This is a genomic window from Microbacterium resistens (assembly GCF_021172025.1).
Taxonomy (GTDB): domain Bacteria; phylum Actinomycetota; class Actinomycetes; order Actinomycetales; family Microbacteriaceae; genus Microbacterium; species Microbacterium resistens.
In genome coordinates this window covers 3460601-3478909 of record NZ_CP082781.1, presented here as the reverse complement: position 1 = coordinate 3478909, position 18309 = coordinate 3460601, and the positions used below count along the sequence as shown (strand labels likewise).

The window sequence follows — 18309 nt, the reverse complement described above, 5'->3', positions numbered from 1 at the left end:
GGTCAGCCCGGGCGAGAAGACGGCACGACCGAGACGAAGACGTCCAGGCGGACCGGACTCTCCCGCTGCACCCGGGCGAGGTCGGGCGTCATCGCGAGGACATGGACCCATTGGGCCGCATCGGTCGCCCCGGTTCCCAGTACCGTGGCGCCGGATCCGGCGACCGATCGTCCGACGGCGAGAAACCGTTCCACTCCCGCCTCTTGCGGAGTCATCGCATCCGGACGTCCGCTGATCAGTGCCGGGATGGAGGCCGCGAAGAGTTCTTTCCCACGGGCATCGTCGATGCCCACGCCCGTCCAGCGGCCGGTCACCGCGACGAGGCTTCCGCCCGCCGGCACGTCGGCGTCGGGCCGCCAGGAGACCGGCACCCCTCCCCCCACGACCTGTTGGCGCCGGGTCGGCTCCCAGGCGTTGACTGCCCAGACGAGCGCCCCGTTCGCCTGCGATCGCCGGTCGAGGTACCCGTGCATCGAGACCCCGGCGCCCACCTGCGCGATCACGTCGCCCAGAGAACGTGCATCGACCATCGAGTGTTCTCCTCGTGTCGGACACACTGCCAGTTGAGGACCTTACCGACGAAGTCTGGATCGTAGTACTTCATGGCGTAGCCCCGCTTTTCGCACGAATCGGCGGAAACGAAGTGGTCGTAGTAAAAGTTGTATTGCCACGCGCTGTAGGTGCCGACCTCGCGAGGCGCAACCCCCGCCGCATGGACCGGCGCAGGTGCGCCGATCAGCAGCAAGGCACAAGCCAAACCTGCGATGATGCGGTTCCCTACGCGCTGAGAGATCATCGACATGCGCCCTCCCTTGTTGCAGTACGCCAAGACTTACCTGTCTTCACAAGGAGTGTCAAGGAAACTTGTGACGCGAATCCGAAAAGTGCATACCAGTGATGACCGGAACCGGGGCGTCGGAAAGGGCGGCAGGAGTCCTGCCTGGGCGGGTGGGCAACGCGCTCGAGACCATGGATCCCCTCCCGATTCCGACCGGACTCTACTGCTCGGGCTCGCCGGAGACGAGGCTGCGCAGCCAGTCGCGGGCCTCGACGAAGACCTCGTCCGCATACCTCTCCGGGTACTGCACGATCCGGCGGTCGGCGCGCGGGTACGAGCCGAGGTAGACCACGCGCGGGCTGAACCGGCGGATGCCGAGGACGGCGTCCGCCATCCGCTCGTCATGGATGTGCCCGTCGGCGTCCAGGACGAAGCGGTAGCGGCCGAGCTCGTCGCCGATGGGTCGGGACTGCAGCAGCGACAGGTTGATGCCGCGTGTGGAGAACTGCTCCAGCAGCTCCAGCAGAGCGCCCGGGTGGTCCTCGGGGAGCTCGACGATGAGGGAGGTCTTGTCCGCACCGGTGGGAGGGGCCGGAGCCGTGGTGCGCGTGACGAGCACGAACCGCGTCACGGCGTTCTCGTTGTCGCCGATCCCGTCCGCCAGCAGCTCCAGGTCATGGTGCCGCACGATCCCCGGCGCGGCAATGGCGGCATCGGCGGGGAGCGTGCCGTCCAGGATCCCGAGGGCGGAGGCGACGTTGCTCGCCGCGGGGACGTGCGAGTGGGCGGGGAGGTGCGCGCCCAGCCAGCCGTGGCACTGCGCGTACGCCACCGGGTGAGCGGCGATCACCCGCACGTCCTCCATCCGGGTCCCGGGCGGGGCGACCAGGACGAAGTCGACCTTGACCAGGTATTCGCCCACGATCCGCAGCCCCGGGAGGGTCGCGAGCGCGTCCAGCGTGGTGGTCACCCCGCCCTCGACGGAGTTCTCGATCGCGATCATGGCCGCGTCGCTGCGTCCTTCCAGCACGTCGGCGAGGGCCTCGCCCACGTTGTGCACCGGGCGCCATTCGTGGCCGCGGGCCTCGGGGACCTGCTCGAGCGCCGCCTCGGTGAACGTGCCGGCCGGCCCCAGGTAGCTGTACGTACGGCGTGCGGTCTCGGCTTCGGTCACGGCGTTCAGCCTAGCCCCGCCCCGCACACGCCGAGTGGTCAGTTTCTGTGGGTTCCGGGGCCGCGAACCCACAGAAAGTGACCACTCGGGAGATGACGTGCGAGTGCGCTTCGGGGTGCAGTCAAAGGAAGCACGCGGCAGACTGGTCCCATGACGAGCCGAGCCGGCCTCCCCGCGGAGGAAAGTGACCTCATCGACGTCGACGAGCTGATCGCCGCTTACTACGACCGCGTCCCCGATCCTGAGGTCCCCGGCGAGCGCGTCGTCTTCGGCACGAGCGGACACCGCGGGTCGTCCCTGTCGAACAGCTTCAACGAGCGCCACATCCTCGCCACGACGCAGGCAATCGTCGACTACCGCCGCGCGCAGGGCATCCAGGGCCCGCTGTTCCTCGGCCGGGACACCCACGCCCTGTCCCGGCCCGCGGAGCGCAGTGCGATCGAGGTGCTCCTCGCGAACGGCGTGGACGTGCGGGTGGACTCCCGCGACTCCTGGGTCCCCACCCCCGCGCTCAGCCACGCGATCCTCACCCACAACCGCGGGCTCGCGGCGGACGAGGCGGGCCGCGCGGACGGCATCGTCGTGACCCCGTCCCACAACCCGCCGCGCGACGGCGGCTTCAAGTACAACCCGCCCCACGGCGGCCCGGCCGACACGGACGCGACCGGTTGGATCGCCGAGCGCGCCAACGCCCTCATCGCCGCCGGCCTCGACGGCCTGCAGCGCGTGCGCTTCGCCGACATCGACCCGTCGACGATCGGCACGTACGACTTCCGCGACGCCTACGTGCGCGACCTGCCCTCGATCATCGACGTGGATGCGATCAAGCGCGCCGGAGTCCGGATCGGCGCGGATCCCCTCGGCGGCGCGTCCGTCGACTATTGGGCGCTGATCGGCGAGCTGTTCGGCCTGGAGCTGACGGTCGTGAACCCAGAGGTGGACCCAACCTGGCGCTTCATGACGCTCGACTGGGACGAGAAGATCCGGATGGATCCGTCCTCGCCGTCCGCCATGGCCTCCCTCGTCGCCAAGAAGGGCGACTACGACGTGCTCACCGGCAACGACGCGGACGCCGACCGGCACGGGATCGTCACCCCGGATGCGGGCCTGATGAACCCGAACCACTACCTCGCCGTGGCGATCGACTACCTGTTCGCGCACCGGCCGGGCTGGCGGGCCGACGCCGCGATCGGCAAGACCCTGGTGTCGTCGATGATCATCGACAAGGTCGCCGCCGCGCTCGATCGGCCGCTGCTGGAGGTGCCGGTCGGGTTCAAGTGGTTCGTCCCCGGTCTGCTCGACGGCTCGGTCGCCTTCGGCGGGGAGGAGTCCGCGGGGGCCTCGTTCCTGCGCATGGACGGGACGCCCTGGTCGACCGACAAGGACGGGATCCTGCTGTGCCTTCTCGCGGCGGAGATCATCGCCGTCACGGGGAAGACCCCCTCGCAGCGGTACGCGGAGCTGGAGGCCGAGTTCGGCGCCTCCGCCTATCAGCGCGTGGACGCCCCCGCGACGCCGGAGCAGAAGGCCGCGCTCGGGGGGCTCTCGCCGGAGGCCGTCACCGCGACGGAGCTCGCGGGCGAGCCGATCGTCGCGCGCCTCACCCACGCCCCCGGGAACGGTGCGGCGATCGGAGGCCTCAAGGTGCAGACCGAGCACGCGTGGTTCGCGGCACGGCCGTCCGGCACGGAGGACGTGTACAAGCTGTACGCCGAGTCGCTGCGGGGTCCGGAGCACCTGGCGCAGGTCCAGGCCGAGGCCCGCGCCGTCGTCGCCGGAGTCCTCGGCGCCTGATCCCGACGCACGCCGCGGTTCGGGGCGCGTTTTCGGGCTGAACGGACCCGGATCGGGCCCCGAAGCCCCGGGGTTCGCCCCAAACCCGCGGGAGACGCGAGAGAGCCGGGCTCAGTCGCCGCCCGGAGAACCCAGGAGCTCGCGCACCCGGCTGGAAACACGGTGGAACTCGGGCGTCTCCAGCACCTCGGCGTACCCCCGCTGCGGCGGAAGGGCGACGCGGTGCTCCTCGAGGATCCGCCCGGGACGCGGGCTCATCACGATCACCCGGCTGGCCAGATAGACCGCCTCGGGCACGGAGTGGGTGACGAGCAGCACCGTGGTGCCGGTCGCCGCCCAGATCCGGTTGAGCTCGACGTTCATCCGCTCCCGGGTGAGCGCGTCCAGGGCCCCGAACGGCTCGTCCATGAGGAGCACACCGGGCTCGTGCAGCAGCGCCCGGCACAGCGACACGCGCTGCTGCATCCCGCCGGACAGCTCGTGCGGGAGCGCCTTCTCGAAGCCGGTCAGCCCGGTCATCTCGATGAGCTCGTCCGCCCGCTCCTGGGCCTTGCGCATGTCCATCCCGCGCATCTCGGCCTGGAGCAGGATGTTGCCCCGGACGCTGCGCCATTCCAGCAGCGCCGCCCGCTGGAAGACGAAGCCGATGTCCTGACGCGGACCGGTCACTGCCTCGCCCCGGAGCCGGATGCTGCCGCCGCTCGGCCGGGTGAGACCCGCGACCGCCTTCAGCAGCGTCGACTTCCCGCAGCCGGACGGACCGGCGATCGTGAGGAACTCCCCCGCCTGCACCGTCAGGTCCACGTCCTCCAGCGCCGTCACCCGGCCCCGCTTGGAGGCGAACGTGATGGCCAGGTCGCTGATCTCCAGCGCGGTCCCCGTGGGCGCGTTCGTCATGGGCGTGCTCTCCTGATCCTGCTCCGGCAGGCCGCGGCGTCCAATCGCCGCGAGCCCCGAGTCCTGCATGGTCGGCATCGGGTCCTCGTCACTTCCCGGGCGCGAACGAGCCGTCGTAGTAGGTCTCGATCGTGCCGTCGCCGGAGATGAGTCCCGCCTTGGCGAGCACGTCGAGCGTGGCCTGCCAGTCCTCCTCGGCGTTCACGCCGGGAGCCTCGCCCTCGGTGGCGGACGTGGTGAGGAGCTTGATCGTCTCCTGCCACTGGTCGAGCAGGACATCCTCGGCGGGCATCTGCGGATCCTTGCCCGCCATGGCGGCGACGGCGCCCTCGGGGTCCTCGGCCGCGGCCGCGAACGCCTCGGAGGTGGCGGCGACGAGCTCCTTGACCAGGTCGGGGTTCTTCTCGATGGTCTCGTTCGGCGCGATCAGGCCGTTGCTGTAGAAGTTCAGCCCCGCGTCCGAGTAGCGCAGGTACGTCATCTCCTTGCCGGACTTCCCGGCGATGGTGGGCCCCTGGTCGTGCGCGAAGCCGATGAGTCCGTCCACCTGGCCGGTGAGCACCGCGGCGATCTTGCCCGCCGGGTCGAGGTTCTGCTGCGTCACGTCGGACTCGGAGAGCCCCACGGCTTCCAGATACATCGGGAACGTCGTCGTCGGGGCGTCTCCAGCCGAGACCGCGATGGTCTTGCCCTTGAGATCCTCCGGCTTCTCGATACCGGACTCGGTGAAGACCTGCACAGCGGAAGGCGTCGTCTGCAGGAAGACGCCGACGCTGGTGATCCCCACGCCCTTGTCGATGTTGGCGAGGACCGCGGGGGTGTCAGCCCACCCGAAGTCGACCTGCTTCTGTCCGACGGCCTGTGCCGTCTTGGTGGAGCCCTGGCCTGCCTTGATCGTGAGGTCGATGCCGTGCTCGGCGAAGATCCCCTTCTCGACCCCGTAGTAGAACGGCGCGTGCTCGCCGTAGGGATACCAGTTGAGCATGAGCGTCACGTCGGTGGTCTCGGCGGCGCCGCCCGATCCGCCCTCCGTGGGCGCGTCCGCCGGGGCCGAGGCTCCGCCGCAGCCGGCGAGGGCGAGGACGGAGGCGGACAGCAGCGCGACGGCGCCGAGGACGGATGCTGACTTCTTCATCAGGACTCCTGTTGTTCGGGTGCGGATCAGAGACGGACGGTGTTCGCGGAGACGTCGCGCTTGGACGCGTGCCAGGGGATGAGGAACCGCTCGGCGATCTGGATGATCGCGAAGAGCAGGACGCCGAGGATCGACATGATGATGAGGGCGGCGAAGAGCATCGCCGTGTCGACGTTGCCGTTGGCCTGGAGGATCACGTAGCCGAGTCCCTCGTTGGCGCCGACGAACTCGCCGACCACCGCGCCGGTCACCGCGAGGGTGGCGGCGACCTTCAGCCCGGACAGGAGCTCGGGAAGCGCGGCGGGCAGGCGCACCTTAAGGAAGGTCTTGGCGCGTCCTGCGCCCATCGTGGAGGTGAGCTGCAGGATCTCGGGGTCGACCGCACGCAGCCCCGCGAGCCCGGAGATGACGACCGGGAAGAAGGCCATCAGCACCGCGACCAGGATCTTCGGGGATGTCCCGAAACCGAGCCACACGATGAACAGCGGCGCGATCGCGATCTTGGGGATCACCTGGGCGAAGAGGATCACCGGGTAGAGCGTCTGCTCCAGGCCCTTGGAGTACACCATGACGACGGCGACGAACAGGCCCACGACCACGGCGATCACGAATCCGACGAGCGTCTCGTAGGTGGTCACCCAGGTGTGCTGCGCGAGGTAGGCGGCGTTGTTCGAGAACGCGGCCCACGTGTCGGCGGGCGACGGGATGATGAACGGCGGCACCCACTTCAGCGCGGTCGCGACCCACCAGAGGACGAGGACGACCGCGACGAACACCACGGGGTGCCAGTTCCGGGACCACCAGCGGAGGAAGGCGTTCGGCTCACGGCCGGCCGCGGGTAGAGCCAGTGCCATCGTCGCGTTCGTGGTGGACGACATGGGTCTCCTCGACAACTTCGTCTGTGGTGGATAGGGATGGGAAAGCGCATTCCCATCGGATGGAATCGAGCATATGTCGCCCGTCCGGGGCTGTCAATGCTCGGCGTCTCCGTCGACGTGTCCGTCGCCGCTCGCCACGATTCGGGGCGCATTTCCGGGCCGAACGGCCCCGGGTCGGACCCCACGACCCCGGGACCCGCCCCAAACCGGCGGGGGGGGGAGGGAGGGAGGGAAGAGAGCTAGGGGGAGGCGAGGCGCGCGGCGGCGGCGCGCAGGTGCGTGATCGGATCGGCGAGCGCCGCCTCCGTCGAGCCGGCGATCCCGGTCAGGGACTCCGCGGCCGCGAACGGCGACAGGTCCGCGTCGTCCGTGATCCGCCCCGCCACGACGAGAGCCCGCGTGCCGGCCTCCGCGGCGAGCGCCGCCACGAAGGAGGGCACCTTGCCGTCACCGGACTGCCCGTCGTAGGAGCCCTCGCCGGTCACGACCACGTCCGCCCCGGCCACGGCGTCGGCCAGGCCGACGAGGCGGGCGACCTCCTCCGCGCCGGGCATGAGAGTCCCGCCCCACGCGAGAAGCGCGCCCCCGGCGCCGCCCGCCGCCCCGGCGCCCGCGGTCCGCGGCTCCAGCGCCAGGAGGGAGGCGAGGGACGACAGACCGCGGTCCGCCCGCCGGATCTCCTCGGGGTCCGTCAGCCCCTTCTGCGGCCCGAACACCGCCGCGGCCCCGCGAGGGCCCGTGAGCGGATGGGTGACGTCGGTGAGCACGCGGACCTCCGGGGCCGGGCGGAGTCCGGACAGATCGATCCGCGCGATGAGCCCGAGCCCTCGCGCCCCCGCCGGCGCCTCCGCCCCCTCGGCGGTGAGGAAGCGGGCGCCCAGCGCCCGCAGGAGGCCCGTGCCCCCGTCCGTCGATGCGCTGGAGCCGATCCCGAGGATGAGGCGGGAGACGCCGTGATCAAGCGCAGCGGCGATCGCCTGGCCGAACCCGGTGGTGTCCGCATCGAGGGGGCGCAGATCGTCCAGCAGCTCGATGCCGGAGGTGGACGCGAGATCCACGACCCCGGTGCCGCCGGGGGCATCCGGGCTCGGCGGCAGCAGCAGCCAGCGCGTGCGCACCGGAACCCCGGCGGGACCGTCCACCGTCACCGGCATCGCGGTCGCGCCGTCGATGGCGGTCGCGAAGGCGGCGACGGTCCCCTCCCCGCCGTCGGCCATGGGCCGGTGGACGAACTCCGCGGTCGGATCGACCGAGGCCCACCCCGCGGCCAGCGCCTCGGCGACGGAGGCCGCATCGAGCGATCCCTTGAAGCTGTCGGGGGCCAGCACCACTCGCGTCACCGCGCTCCTCCGATCCGGCGCCCACCGGCACCCTCCCCCGCCCCGCGCCCCTCCCCCGCCGCACGGTCCTCCGCCGCACGGTCCCCCGCCGCACGGTGGCTGAGCGCGGACAGGACCGGCCGGCGCACGCGGGCGTCCGGGCGGATCATCCGAGCGGCCGACCCGGTGTGCTCGCGCGCACGACGACCTCGACCGGCAGCGGGTCCTGGACCCAGTCGTCGTCGGCGATCGCGCGGAACGCCTGGTATCCGGCCTCGCTCAACGGCACCCGCACGGTCGACAGCGCCGGGGTCACGTCACGACTGGACGGCACGTCGTCGAACCCGCACACCGCGATGTCCTCGCCGACGGCGCGGCCGGCGTCCCGGATCGCGGACATCGCGCCGATGGCGATGACGTCGCTCATCCCGAACACGAGCGTTCCCGGGTCCACGCCGTCCGCGAGCGCCCGCGCCATGGACTCCGCGCCCGACTCCCGCCGGAAGTCGCCGCGGTACACGCGCTCCACCCGGCCGCCGGCCTCCTCGAACGCCCGCCGGAATCCGCCGAGGCGGTCGTCCGAGGTGCGCACGCCCTCGGCCGCGCCGATGGCGAGCGCGCGCCGGTACCCGAGCTCCGCCATCCGCGCGCCGAGCTGGGCCGCGCCGCCCTCGTTGTCGATCTCGACGGTGCGGATCCCCTCGCGGGCCGCGCCGAAGGCGACGATGCGCCCGCCCAGGGCCGCGAAGTCCGCCAGCTCCTCCCCGGCCGCGTCGTCGTCGTCGGAGCGGGAGGAGGCGAGGATGAGCCCCTGCGGGCGCTGTCCGCGCAGAGCCCGGATGATCCGCCGTTCGCGTTCCGGGTCGCGCTCGGTGATCGAGACCGTCACGACCAGGCCCCGCTCGTCCGCCCCCCGCGCGACCCCGGAGGCGATGAGCCCGAAGTAGGGGTCGGCGATGTCGGCGACCAGGAGCGCGATCACCGGCGCGTGTCCGCGCGCCGTCGCCTGCGCCGACACGTTGGGGGTGTAGCCGAGCTCCTCGGCAGCACGCTCGACCCGTTCGCGGAACGACTCGGCGACCTTCCGCGCGGACCCGTTCAGCACGCGCGAGGCGGTCGCCAGCGAGACCCCCGCCGCCCGGGCGACGTCGTGCAGGGTCGCCGCGCCTGTCCGTCCCGCCGCGCGCGACGGGTCGGAGCGGTGCTGCCGCGAGGGGTCGTCCGCCGCGCCGCCGCGGGCCGAGGAAGGGCTTTCCGCATCCATGCGCCAGAGCCTACCCGGGCGTGTCCTGCGTTCCCCGGGAGGCGTCTGCGATCCAGGAGCGCAGGATCGCCGCCTCCCCGGCGAGGGCGGCGGGGTCGTCCTCCGGGACGAACTCGAGCAGGGCGTCGCGGGGCGGGTGCGCCGCGGACACGGCCTCGGCGAAGAACGCACGCCACAGGCCCTCGCGCGTCGCCAGCGGATGCCGTTCGGTCCGCGGCCACCACGAGAACACGTGCACGGCGTCGACCTGCCCGGCGAGCGCGGCGTACTCGGCGAGCGCCGTGTCGTCGTCGGCGCCCACCGTCGGCTGCCAGTAGGCGCCGAGCGCCGGGTGCCCGACGTCGGCGAGGAGCCGCCTCGTCGCCGGCGGGGTGTCCGCCAGCGTCCCGCCGTGGTACTCCAGCGCGAGCCGGATGCCGCGCTCCCCGGCGGCCTCCGCCGCGCGGACGAGCCCGGCCGTCACCTCGGCGCGGTCGTCCGCCGTGGCGTCGGCGGACCCGCGGCGTCCCGCCCAGACGCGGACCCGGTCGGCGCCGAGGGCCTCCGCCGCGTCCAGCACGGCGTCGATCCGCTCCCCCGCGGTCGCCCGGAAATACGAGCCGTACGAGCTCACCGCGAGCCCGGCGTCCCGGGTGACCCGCGCCACCTCGCCGGCCCGCGCGGTGTCGCCGGGCGGGACGTGCACGTCCCCGCCCCACTCGACGGCCGCGAGCCCCGCCTCCGCCGCGAGCGCGGCGATCCGGGCCGGTTCCCGGTCGCGGAAGGTCACCGAGCACAGCCCCGGACGGATCCTCATCTCTCCACCTTCCCAGAGCCGTGCCCGGCACGGGAGTGCCCCGGATCCGCGACCGCGCTCACGGGAGGTGGGGGGACACGACGCGCGCGAAGGCCTCCGCGGTGCGCCGGACGACCTCGGCGGGCTCGGTCGCCCAGATGTCGGCGTTGAAGATCTCGACTTCGATGTCGCGGTCGTATCCGGTGTCGACCACGGCGCGGGTGAGCGTCGCGAAGTCGATGATCCCGTCCCCCGGGTAGTGCCGGGAGAGCAGCACGTCGGCCGGGAGCGGCGTCCTCCAGTCGCACACCTGATAGGTCGCGATGCGCCCCTCGCGCCCGGCCCGCGCGATCTGATCGAGCACCTGCGGATCCCACCAGATGTGGAATGTGTCGACGGCGGCGCCGACCACGTCGGCGTCGAAGTCGGCGGCGAGGTCGAGCGCCTGACCGAGTGTGGACACCACGCAGCGGTCGGATCCGAACATCGGGTGCAGCGGCTCGATCGCGAGCGTCACCCCGGCGGCGCGCGCCTCCGGCGCGAGCACGCCGATCGCGTCGCGCACCCGTTCCCTCGCCCCGGCCAGATCCCTCGAGCCCTCCGGCAGGCCGCCCGCCACGAGGACGAGCACCGCCGTGGATCCCTCGGCGCCGGCGGCCGCGAGAACGGCGGTCTCCTCGATCGCCCGCCGGTTGTCGTTGAGGGCCGCGATCCGTTCGGGACCGTCCGGCAGCGTGAAGAACCCGCCTCGGCAGTGCGTCGTGAAGCGCAGACCGGAGTCCGCGAGCATCCGGGCGGCGGTGTCGAGACCGACCTCGTTCACCGGCTCGCGCCACAGGCCGATCCCCGTCACCCCTGCCTCCGCCGTGACCCGCAGCGCGGTGGCGAGGTCGGCGGCCTTGATCGTCGCCTGGTTGATCGACAGGCGCGGGTCGACCCCGGTCATGCGTCCGCCCCCGCCTCGATGCCGTTGAGCCGCAGCATCCCGTGCCAGCGCTCGCGGGCGAGCCCCGGATCCTCCAGCGCCAGCGCGTCGTTGGCGAGCTCGACGATCCGGCTGAGGTGCGGGAGGCTGCGGGCGGAGTGCAGGCCTCCGACCATCTGGAACGCGGGCTGGTGCCCGTTCAGCCAGGAGAGGAAGGCGACGCCCGACTTGTAGTAGAAGGTCGGCGCGGCGAAGATCTGCCGGCTGAGCGCCTCGGTCGGCCCGAGGATCTCCCGGTAGCGCGCGGGGTCGCCCGCGTCGAGCGCCTGGATGGCGGCCGAGGCGACGGGGGTGATCGCGGCGAACGCCCCGAGCAGCGCATCGGAGTGTCCGCCTCCGGTCGTCGAGCGAGCTCCGGTCGTCGAGCGAGCGGAGCGAGACGAAACGCCGTCCGCCCCCGCGGCACGATCCGCCTCCCGCGCCGCGCGCCCCTCCTCCACCGCATCGCCGCCGATGAGACCGACGTAGTTGAAGTCGTCGCCGGTGAACATGCGGACGCCCTCGGGCAGGCGCTCACGCACCGAGACCTCCGATTCGGCGTCGAGCAGGCTCATCTTGACGCCCGAGACGGTGCCCGGGTGGCCGCCGATGATCTCGAGCAGCGTCCGCGACGCGGTCTGCCAGTCCGCCGCGCCGAAGTACCCGGCGAGCTCGGGGTCGAACGCGGTGCCCAGCCAGTGCAGCACGACCGGCGTCGTCGCGCGGGACAGCACCGCGTCGTACACGCGGACGTAGTCCTCGGCGCTCTCGGCGGCGCGCGCGAGGTGCCGCGACGCCATGAGCACGGGTCCTGCGCCCTGTTCCTCGGCGAAGTGGAGCTGCGCGACGTAGGCGTCGATCACCCGGTCGAGCGGGATGTGCGGATCCTCGACGTGGTCGGTGTTCACGCCGACGACGACGGATCCCCCCTCCTCCCGCGCGACCTCGGCGCTTCGGGCGATGAGCTCCCGGGTCGCGGCGGCGTCCAGGCCCATGTTGCGCTGGGCGGTGTCCATCGCGTCGGCGACGCCGAGGCCCCAGGAGTAGACGTTGCGACGGAACGCCAGCGTGGCGTCCCAGTCGATGTCGGCGGGCCGGCCGGGGGTGTTGTCGGCGTGGACCTTCGGCACCACGTGCGCGGCGGCGTACGCCACACGGCTCGCGAGCGGCTGCGTCGGGCGGGTGTACGCCCCGGCCTCGGCGAGCGGCGTGTCCGTGACCTCGCCGGTCGCGGACAGCAGTCGGATCGTCGTCATCGGCTCCTCCTCCTCGGGTTCGACCCGGTCAGCCCAGGGCGAGGGCGGGCAGAGCGACCTTGCGCCCCTCGGCGCTGGAGGCCAGGCCCGCCTCGGCGAGCTGGACGCCCCGCGCGCCGGCGAGCAGGTCGAACGGGTAGTCGGTGCCCTCGACGTAGGAGACGAGGAACTCCTCCCACTGCTGGCGGAAGCCGTTGAGGAACACGTCGTTGACCGGGACCTCGGCCCAGTCGGCGCCGTAGTCGTGGTCGTCGGCGAGATCGGGGTTCCACACGGGCTTGGGCGTGGCGTTGCGGTGCTGGATCTTGGCGCCGAACAGGCCGACGACGGCCGAGCCGTGCGTGCCGTCGACCTGGAACTCGACGAGCTCGTCGCGGTTCACCCGTACGGTCCAGCTGGAGTTGATCTCGGCGATGATCCCGCCCTCCAGCTCGAAGATGCCGTATGCGGCGTCCTCGGCGGTGGCGGTGTACTTCTCGCCGTTCTCGTCCCACCGCTCGGGGATGTGGGTGGCGGCCTGCGCGTACACGCTCCTCACCTCGCCGAACAGGTTCTCCAGCACGTAGTTCCAGTGCGGGAACATGTCGCTGATGATCCCTCCGCCGTCCTCGGCGCGATAGTTCCAGCTCGGACGCTGCGCGGGCTGCCAGTCGCCCTCGAAGACCCAGTACCCGAACTCGCCGCGGACGGACAGGATCCGTCCGAAGAAGCCCGAGTCGACGAGGCGCTTCAGCTTCTGCAGTCCCGGCAGGTAGAGCTTGTCGTGGACGACGCCGGTCTTGATCCCCGCCGCGTCGGCGAGGCGGGCGAGCTCCATCGCCTCGTCCAGGCTCTCGGCCGTGGGCTTCTCGGTGTAGACGGCCTTGCCGGCAGCGATCGCCTTGCGGATGGCCGACGCGCGGGCCTTCGTCACGAGGAAGTCCGCGTAGATCTCCCAGCGGGGGTCGGCCAGTGCCGCGTCCAGATCCGTGGTGTAGTCCTCGATGCCGTGCGCGGCGGCGAGCTCGGCGAGCTTGGCCTCGTGGCGTCCGACGAGGATCGGCTTCACGGTGACCCTCGACCCGTCGGGCAGCTCGATGCCGCCCTGGTCGCGGATCGCGAGGATCGAGCGCACCAGGTGCTGCCGATAGCCCATGCGTCCCGAGACGCCGTTCATGATGATGCCGATCTCGCGGGTCGTCGCCTGTGACATGGTGATCCGTTCTCTCGTGCCGTCGAAGTCGTGCGCTCGCTCCGTGACGGGTAAGCGCTTTCCCGTCATCCTGACACGCGCGCGCACCCGGCGCAACCGTTCCCGCGCCCCGCTGCCTCGCACGCCGCCCCCTCCCCCTCCCGCCTCCCCCCACGTCGAGTGGTCAGTTTCTGCGGGTTCACGGCCTTTCAACCCACAAAAGCTGACCACTCGACAAGGAGCCGAGCACGAGCGCGACGGATGTTCGGTTCTGTTCGTGTCCCCCGCGGCGGCAGCGCGAGCGGGCGGGAGCGGGAGGGCGGGAGGGCGGGCGCGAGAGGGCGGGAGCGGGGGGCGGGCGCTAGGCGGGGAGGCGCAGCTCGCGCTCCACGCCGTCGACGAAGCGGAGCACCGCCCGGACACCCCGCCCGTCGTCCCCGAGCTCCAGGAGCTCCGGCGGTTCCGGCGCGTCGGCGCCCGGGCCGGTGAGCCAGGTCGCGACGACCATCACCGTGCGCGCCGACGCCGCGGTCGTCTCCAGCACCGGGACGACCGCCTCGCCGCCGTACGGACTCGCCCCGCGGGCGCGGTGGACCCCGGCCGTCGCGCCGCCGCCGAGATCCGCGATCCCGGAGCGGAGTCCGCCGCCGACGACCTCGGACCGACCGCTCCCCGCCGCGACGTCGTCACCGGCGCCGACCACCGCGAAGCCCCCGGCGCGGATCCTCCGGCCGGGCTCGGCCTCGACGACGTGCAGGTGCGCCGCGAACGGGCCGTGGACGAGGGACGCCGTCGCGATCCGCCCGACGACCACCGGCTCCCCCGACGGATCGTCCGGAGGGACGGTCGCGACGTGACGGCTCGCGAGGGTCCCCGGCACGGCGTCCGGGATCCTCTCGATGAGACCGCGCCGGGAGCCGCGCCCCTGGGCGTCCACGATCGCGAGGTGCTGGTCGACCGGGTCCGCCTCGAAGCTCGGCGCCGTGGCGGACGAGTAGCCGAGCCGATCGTAGAGCGGCGCGTCGGTGCCGCTCAGCGGATGGTGGTCGCTGCCGTGGTTCACCAGGCGCACGATCCCGTCGGATGCCGTGGTCGACAGCAGCCAGCCCGGCCCGGCGAGGATCCGCTCCGCATCGGAGCGCTCCACCGGCGACGCCTCCCCCGGGGCGGACCACACCGGGCAGTCCGCGGGCAGGAGCAGTCCCACGAAGCCCTTGCTCGCCCAGTACGGGGACGCGGGCCCGGAGTACTCCTGGATCATCGGCGGGAACGCGCCGAGCCACCCGGAGGTGAGCACGCCGGCGTCGTCCAGCGCCCCGCCGTCGACGAAACGCCGCAGCACGCGGGAGGTCAGCCGTCGCGTCTGCCCGGGGGACAGCGGCGAGACGCCGTGGAGCTCACCCAGCCAGAGCGGCGCGAGCGCGGCGAAGCGGTAGGACAGCGAGCGCCCCTGGAACACCGGCGTCCCGTCCGCGCCGAAGAAGCGGACATGCGCGGGCAGGAACGCCGCGAGGCGCTCCTCGGACCGCTCGCGGACCTCGGTCGCGAGGGAGGGCACCCGCTCGGCGGCCATGCGCGTCCACAGCAGCGGGTACAGATGCATCGCCCACGCGTTGTAGTAATCGAAGTTCTGCCCGTCGCCGTCGCGGTACCACCCGTCGCCCTCATACCAGCCGTCGATGCGGGCGAAGCCTCCGCGGATCACGTCCGGATCGGCGGGGAAGCCCGCCCCGGCCAGGAACTCCTGGATCACGACCGGGAAGAGGACCCAGTTGTTGTCCGCGGTCGCGACGTGGGCGGAAGGCGCCATCCACTCGGCGACCCGTCGGCGCTCCGTCGCCGAGAGGGTGTCCCACAGCCACGGCCGCGTGAGGTGGAGCCCGAGGGCGATCGACGCGGCCTCGACGAGGGCCTGGCCGCGATCGACGATCGGGATCCAGCGGTCCTCGTGGTCCGGGTCCGTCCCCGCGATCAGCCCCTCGCGGTAGCGAGGCAGCAGATCGTCGGGATCGGCCCCGCCGGCACCGGCGACCCGGAACGCCAGGAGAAGGAAGCTGCGCGCGTATCCCTCGAGGAGGTCCGAGCGCGCTCCCGACCAGCTCGGGCGTCCGGGGAGGCGGATCCCGGCTCCCGAGTCGAGCCGGAACGGCGCCAGTGCCCCGAGCAGTCGGTCGGCGGCGTCGAGCCAGCCGTCACGGGTGAGATCCTCGTCGATCATCGGGCTCCTTCGCGGCCGGCCGGACCCCGCCCCGCTGACGGGTGCCGTCGGGCCGACGACACGGCCAGTGTAGGGTGAGTCCGCGTTCGGTCGCACGAACCGAACAGTTCCGAACATCCGGGAGGCCCGATGCTCGCCCACGGTCGCCACGACGCCATCCTCCGTGAGCTCGAGCTGCGCGGCACCCTGCAGGCCGCGCGGTTCGCCGAGCGCATCGGCGTCTCGAGCATGACGCTGCGGCGGGACCTGGACGAGCTCGAGCGTCAGGGGCTCCTCGTGCGCGTTCACGGCGGTGCGGTATCGCTGGCCGTCGCCGCGCAACGCGACCCGGCGCAGGCCTCCTCGCGAGCGCCGAGACGCCCCGTCGCCACCATCGGGATGATCACGCCGTCCGCGAGCTACTACTACCCCGAGGTGATCCGCGGTGCCCGGGACGCCGCCCGAGAGCTCCACTGCCGCCTGGTCCTGGGCACCACCAACTACTCGGAGCGCGAAGAGCTGCGCCAGGCCGAGCGCCTGATCGCCGGCGGAGTGGACGCGCTGATGATCACGCCGAGCCGGGTCCGCATCGAGGGCACGCGACTGCACGAGGTGCTCACCGAGGCGCCGCTGCCGGTCGTCGTCGTGGAGCGGGCGGTCGAGGAGCGAACGGGCGGCCGCGTCGAGAGCGTGCGCACGGATCATGCCTACGGCGCCGAGCTCGCCGTCCGCCGTCTCGCGGAGCTCGGCCACGAGCGCATCGCCCTGGCCGCGAGGGAGACGCCGACGAGCCCCTGGCTGATCGACGGCTACACGCGTGCGACCTCGCGCGCCGACGGCCCCGACGACGCCCTGCGCGCGGTGCTGCCCACCCCGCTGACCGGGGACGACTCCTCCGTCGAGGCGCTCGGCGTCTTCCTCGAATCCCTCCTCGCGAACGGGGCCACGGCGGCGATCGTCCTGACCGACGTGGACGCCGTGTCACTCGTGGACCTCGCCGCCGACCGCGGGATCCGCGTGCCCGAGGACCTGTCGATCATCGCGTACGACGACGAGATCGCCGGGCTCGGCCGCGTCCCGCTCACCGCCGTCGCTCCCCCGAAGTACGACCTCGGGCACACGGCGCTGCGCATGTGCATGGATCGCCTGCGGCACTCCTCCGACGCGCCGCGTGCGGTCACCCGGACCGCCATGCTCCCCCGGCTGACCGAGCGGGACTCCACCGTTCCACCCCGGGATGTTCGTTAATGTTCGTTTTGCGCTGATCTGCTTGCATTGTGCACCCCGTCGCGGTTGCCTGACTCCGCCGGCCCGCGTTCGCCCGATCCCGTGGCCGCCCTGTTCAAAGGAGAATCAGCCATGCACGTGCGCCGCACCCTCGCACCGATCGTCGCCCTGATCGCAACGGGCGCCCTGGCCGCCGGCTGCGCAGCCGGATCCGGCAGCGCCGCCCCGAGCGCGGACGCTCCCGCCGAGGGCGCGGGGACGCCGACCGGCGAGATCACGTTCTGGTCCGCCATCCCCGGCATGGACAAGGTCACCGAGGCCTTCAACGCCCGCCAGGACGACATCACGGTCACCTTCGAGGAGATCCCGAACGGAGGAGGCGGCGGATACGCCAAGCTCGCCACGGCGATCTCCGCCGGGAACGGCCCGGATGTGGCCGGCTTCGAGTACCCGCAGCTTCCGCAGTTCGTCAGCACCGGCGCCGTCGTCCCCCTCGACGAGCACGTGTCGAAGGACACCCTGGGCGAGTACCCCGAGAGCGTCCGCAACCTCGTCACCTTCGAGGATCGCGTCTACGGGCTGCCGTACGACGCCACCCCGATGGTGATGTTCTACCGGCAGGACGTGCTCGACGCCGCCGGGGTGAGCATCCCGAAGACCTGGGACGAGTTCCGCGCCGCGGCGGAGAAGGTGCGCGCGGCCAACCCCGGACAGTACCTGGCGAGCTTCAACCCGAACGAGCCCGCCGTCCAGGCCGCCCTGTCCTGGCAGGCCGGCGCCGACTGGTTCGACGTCGAGGACGGCGCCTGGAAGGTCGGCGTCGACGACGAGGCGAGCCGGAAGGTCGCGGAGTACTGGCAGGGTCTCATCGACGACGACCTGGTGAAGGTCGAAGCCTCGTTCAGCGACGAGTGGACCGCCGACATGGCGGGCGGCGTGACCGCCGGGGTCCTCGGCGCCAGCTGGAGCGCCGCCGGGATCAAGTCCCGCACCGAGGCGAACGGCCAGGCCGGGAAGTGGATCGCGGCGACGCCGCCGTCGTGGGGCGACGACGCCAACGCCTTCTACGGAGGAACGAGCTTCGCGATCACGAAGAACTCCGACAACCCGGCGGCCGCTGCGGCCTTCATCGAATTCCTCGCCACGGACCCCGCCGCCATCGAGGCCCGCGGCGACGTCGGCAGCGCCTACCTCGCCTTCCCGGGCCTGAACGAGGTCGCGCAGGGCGTCTTCCCGACCGACTACTTCGCGGGCGACCTGTACGGCGTGTACGACGAGGCCATCGCCCGAGTGTCGGACGACTGGGCGTGGGGACCCAACTTCGACATCACGAACACCGCACTCAAGGACGCGATGAGCGCCGTCGGCGCCGGGGGCAGCCTCGCAGACGCGTACGCGACCGCACAGAAGAAGACGGTCGACGGTCTCACCGGGCTCGGCCTCGACGTCACGGAGTGACCCGCCGGCCGGGCGGGCGGAA

Annotated in this window: 16 protein-coding genes; 3 read left to right on the top strand and 13 right to left on the bottom strand. The window is 72.3% G+C overall.

The features are described from left to right. Positions 1–2: 2 nt before the first annotated feature. From K8F61_RS16400 to pheA, 3 genes are all read right to left on the bottom strand, one after another. Positions 3–530 carry a hypothetical protein gene (locus K8F61_RS16400; RefSeq protein WP_231819892.1) on the bottom strand — a complete coding sequence of 176 codons (528 nt, stop codon included), beginning with the start codon at positions 528–530 and terminating at the stop codon, positions 3–5. Next, a complete protein-coding gene (locus K8F61_RS16395; protein ID WP_231819890.1) occupies positions 500–802 on the bottom strand; it encodes a hypothetical protein in 303 nt (100 codons plus the stop codon). The genes K8F61_RS16400 and K8F61_RS16395 overlap by 31 nt, the downstream gene beginning before the upstream one ends. Positions 803–998: 196 nt before the next feature. Next, entirely contained in the window at positions 999–1952 is a 954-nt protein-coding gene (gene pheA, locus K8F61_RS16390) for a prephenate dehydratase (protein ID WP_231819889.1), read from the bottom strand. A gap of 150 nt (positions 1953–2102) precedes the next feature. Between pheA and pgm the strand changes: the two genes are divergently transcribed. Further along, entirely contained in the window at positions 2103–3746 is a 1644-nt protein-coding gene (gene pgm, locus K8F61_RS16385) for a phosphoglucomutase (alpha-D-glucose-1,6-bisphosphate-dependent) (protein ID WP_231819887.1), read from the top strand. A gap of 111 nt (positions 3747–3857) precedes the next feature. Here the strand turns inward: pgm and K8F61_RS16380 are convergent, their stop codons facing one another. From K8F61_RS16380 to K8F61_RS16335, 10 genes are all read right to left on the bottom strand, one after another. Then, positions 3858–4721, bottom strand: a complete 864-nt coding sequence (locus tag K8F61_RS16380; protein WP_231819886.1) for an ABC transporter ATP-binding protein — start codon at positions 4719–4721, stop codon at positions 3858–3860. 10 nt (positions 4722–4731) lie between these two features. Then, positions 4732–5778 carry an ABC transporter substrate-binding protein gene (locus K8F61_RS16375; RefSeq protein ID WP_067249558.1) on the bottom strand — a complete coding sequence of 349 codons (1047 nt, stop codon included), beginning with the start codon at positions 5776–5778 and terminating at the stop codon, positions 4732–4734. Between the two features lie 26 nt (positions 5779–5804). After that, a complete protein-coding gene (locus K8F61_RS16370; protein WP_084344837.1) occupies positions 5805–6656 on the bottom strand; it encodes an ABC transporter permease in 852 nt (283 codons plus the stop codon). A gap of 239 nt (positions 6657–6895) precedes the next feature. Beyond that, positions 6896–7996, bottom strand: a complete 1101-nt coding sequence (locus K8F61_RS16365) for a glycerate kinase (RefSeq protein WP_231819885.1) — start codon at positions 7994–7996, stop codon at positions 6896–6898. Positions 7997–8141: 145 nt separating this feature from the next. Next, complete coding sequence (locus K8F61_RS16360; protein ID WP_084344953.1) at positions 8142–9239, bottom strand: LacI family DNA-binding transcriptional regulator; 1098 nt, start codon at positions 9237–9239, stop codon at positions 8142–8144. Between the two features lie 10 nt (positions 9240–9249). Then, positions 9250–10035, bottom strand: a complete 786-nt coding sequence (locus tag K8F61_RS16355) for a sugar phosphate isomerase/epimerase family protein (protein WP_231819883.1) — start codon at positions 10033–10035, stop codon at positions 9250–9252. Positions 10036–10093: 58 nt separating this feature from the next. After that, positions 10094–10960 (bottom strand): sugar phosphate isomerase/epimerase family protein, encoded by an 867-nt coding sequence (locus K8F61_RS16350; RefSeq protein ID WP_231819881.1) that lies wholly within the window; start codon positions 10958–10960, stop codon positions 10094–10096. Beyond that, positions 10957–12234, bottom strand: coding sequence for a dihydrodipicolinate synthase family protein (locus K8F61_RS16345; protein ID WP_231819879.1), 1278 nt, complete (start codon positions 12232–12234; stop codon positions 10957–10959). Before K8F61_RS16345 ends, K8F61_RS16350 begins: the two co-directional genes overlap by 4 nt. A gap of 28 nt (positions 12235–12262) precedes the next feature. After that, on the bottom strand, positions 12263–13426 hold the full coding sequence (locus tag K8F61_RS16340) for a Gfo/Idh/MocA family protein (RefSeq protein ID WP_231819878.1): 1164 nt from the start codon (positions 13424–13426) through the stop codon (positions 12263–12265). Between the two features lie 340 nt (positions 13427–13766). Beyond that, entirely contained in the window at positions 13767–15623 is a 1857-nt protein-coding gene (locus tag K8F61_RS16335; RefSeq protein ID WP_231819877.1) for a DUF2264 domain-containing protein, read from the bottom strand. A 129-nt stretch (positions 15624–15752) separates the two neighbouring features. Between K8F61_RS16335 and K8F61_RS16330 the strand changes: the two genes are divergently transcribed. Next, a complete protein-coding gene (locus tag K8F61_RS16330; RefSeq protein WP_067250063.1) occupies positions 15753–16850 on the top strand; it encodes a substrate-binding domain-containing protein in 1098 nt (365 codons plus the stop codon). A 111-nt stretch (positions 16851–16961) separates the two neighbouring features. Then, a complete protein-coding gene (locus K8F61_RS16325) occupies positions 16962–18287 on the top strand; it encodes an ABC transporter substrate-binding protein (RefSeq protein WP_219087118.1) in 1326 nt (441 codons plus the stop codon). The last annotated feature ends 22 nt before the right edge of the window (positions 18288–18309 follow it).

Excerpts from the sequence above, each read along its gene's own strand:
- K8F61_RS16400 (WP_231819892.1), bottom strand. The coding sequence starts at position 530 with ATGGTCGATGCACGTTCTCTGGGCGACGTGATCGCGCAGGTGGGCGCC.
- K8F61_RS16395 (WP_231819890.1), bottom strand. The coding sequence starts at position 802 with ATGTCGATGATCTCTCAGCGCGTAGGGAACCGCATCATCGCAGGTTTG.
- pgm (WP_231819887.1), top strand. The coding sequence starts at position 2,103 with ATGACGAGCCGAGCCGGCCTCCCCGCGGAGGAAAGTGACCTCATCGAC.
- K8F61_RS16380 (WP_231819886.1), bottom strand. The coding sequence starts at position 4,721 with ATGCCGACCATGCAGGACTCGGGGCTCGCGGCGATTGGACGCCGCGGC.
- K8F61_RS16375 (WP_067249558.1), bottom strand. The coding sequence starts at position 5,778 with ATGAAGAAGTCAGCATCCGTCCTCGGCGCCGTCGCGCTGCTGTCCGCC.
- K8F61_RS16370 (WP_084344837.1), bottom strand. The coding sequence starts at position 6,656 with ATGTCGTCCACCACGAACGCGACGATGGCACTGGCTCTACCCGCGGCC.
- K8F61_RS16360 (WP_084344953.1), bottom strand. The coding sequence starts at position 9,239 with ATGGATGCGGAAAGCCCTTCCTCGGCCCGCGGCGGCGCGGCGGACGAC.
- K8F61_RS16355 (WP_231819883.1), bottom strand. The coding sequence starts at position 10,035 with ATGAGGATCCGTCCGGGGCTGTGCTCGGTGACCTTCCGCGACCGGGAA.
- K8F61_RS16350 (WP_231819881.1), bottom strand. The coding sequence starts at position 10,960 with ATGACCGGGGTCGACCCGCGCCTGTCGATCAACCAGGCGACGATCAAG.
- K8F61_RS16345 (WP_231819879.1), bottom strand. The coding sequence starts at position 12,234 with ATGACGACGATCCGACTGCTGTCCGCGACCGGCGAGGTCACGGACACG.
- K8F61_RS16340 (WP_231819878.1), bottom strand. The coding sequence starts at position 13,426 with ATGTCACAGGCGACGACCCGCGAGATCGGCATCATCATGAACGGCGTC.
- K8F61_RS16335 (WP_231819877.1), bottom strand. The coding sequence starts at position 15,623 with ATGATCGACGAGGATCTCACCCGTGACGGCTGGCTCGACGCCGCCGAC.
- K8F61_RS16330 (WP_067250063.1), top strand. The coding sequence starts at position 15,753 with ATGCTCGCCCACGGTCGCCACGACGCCATCCTCCGTGAGCTCGAGCTG.
- K8F61_RS16325 (WP_219087118.1), top strand. The coding sequence starts at position 16,962 with ATGCACGTGCGCCGCACCCTCGCACCGATCGTCGCCCTGATCGCAACG.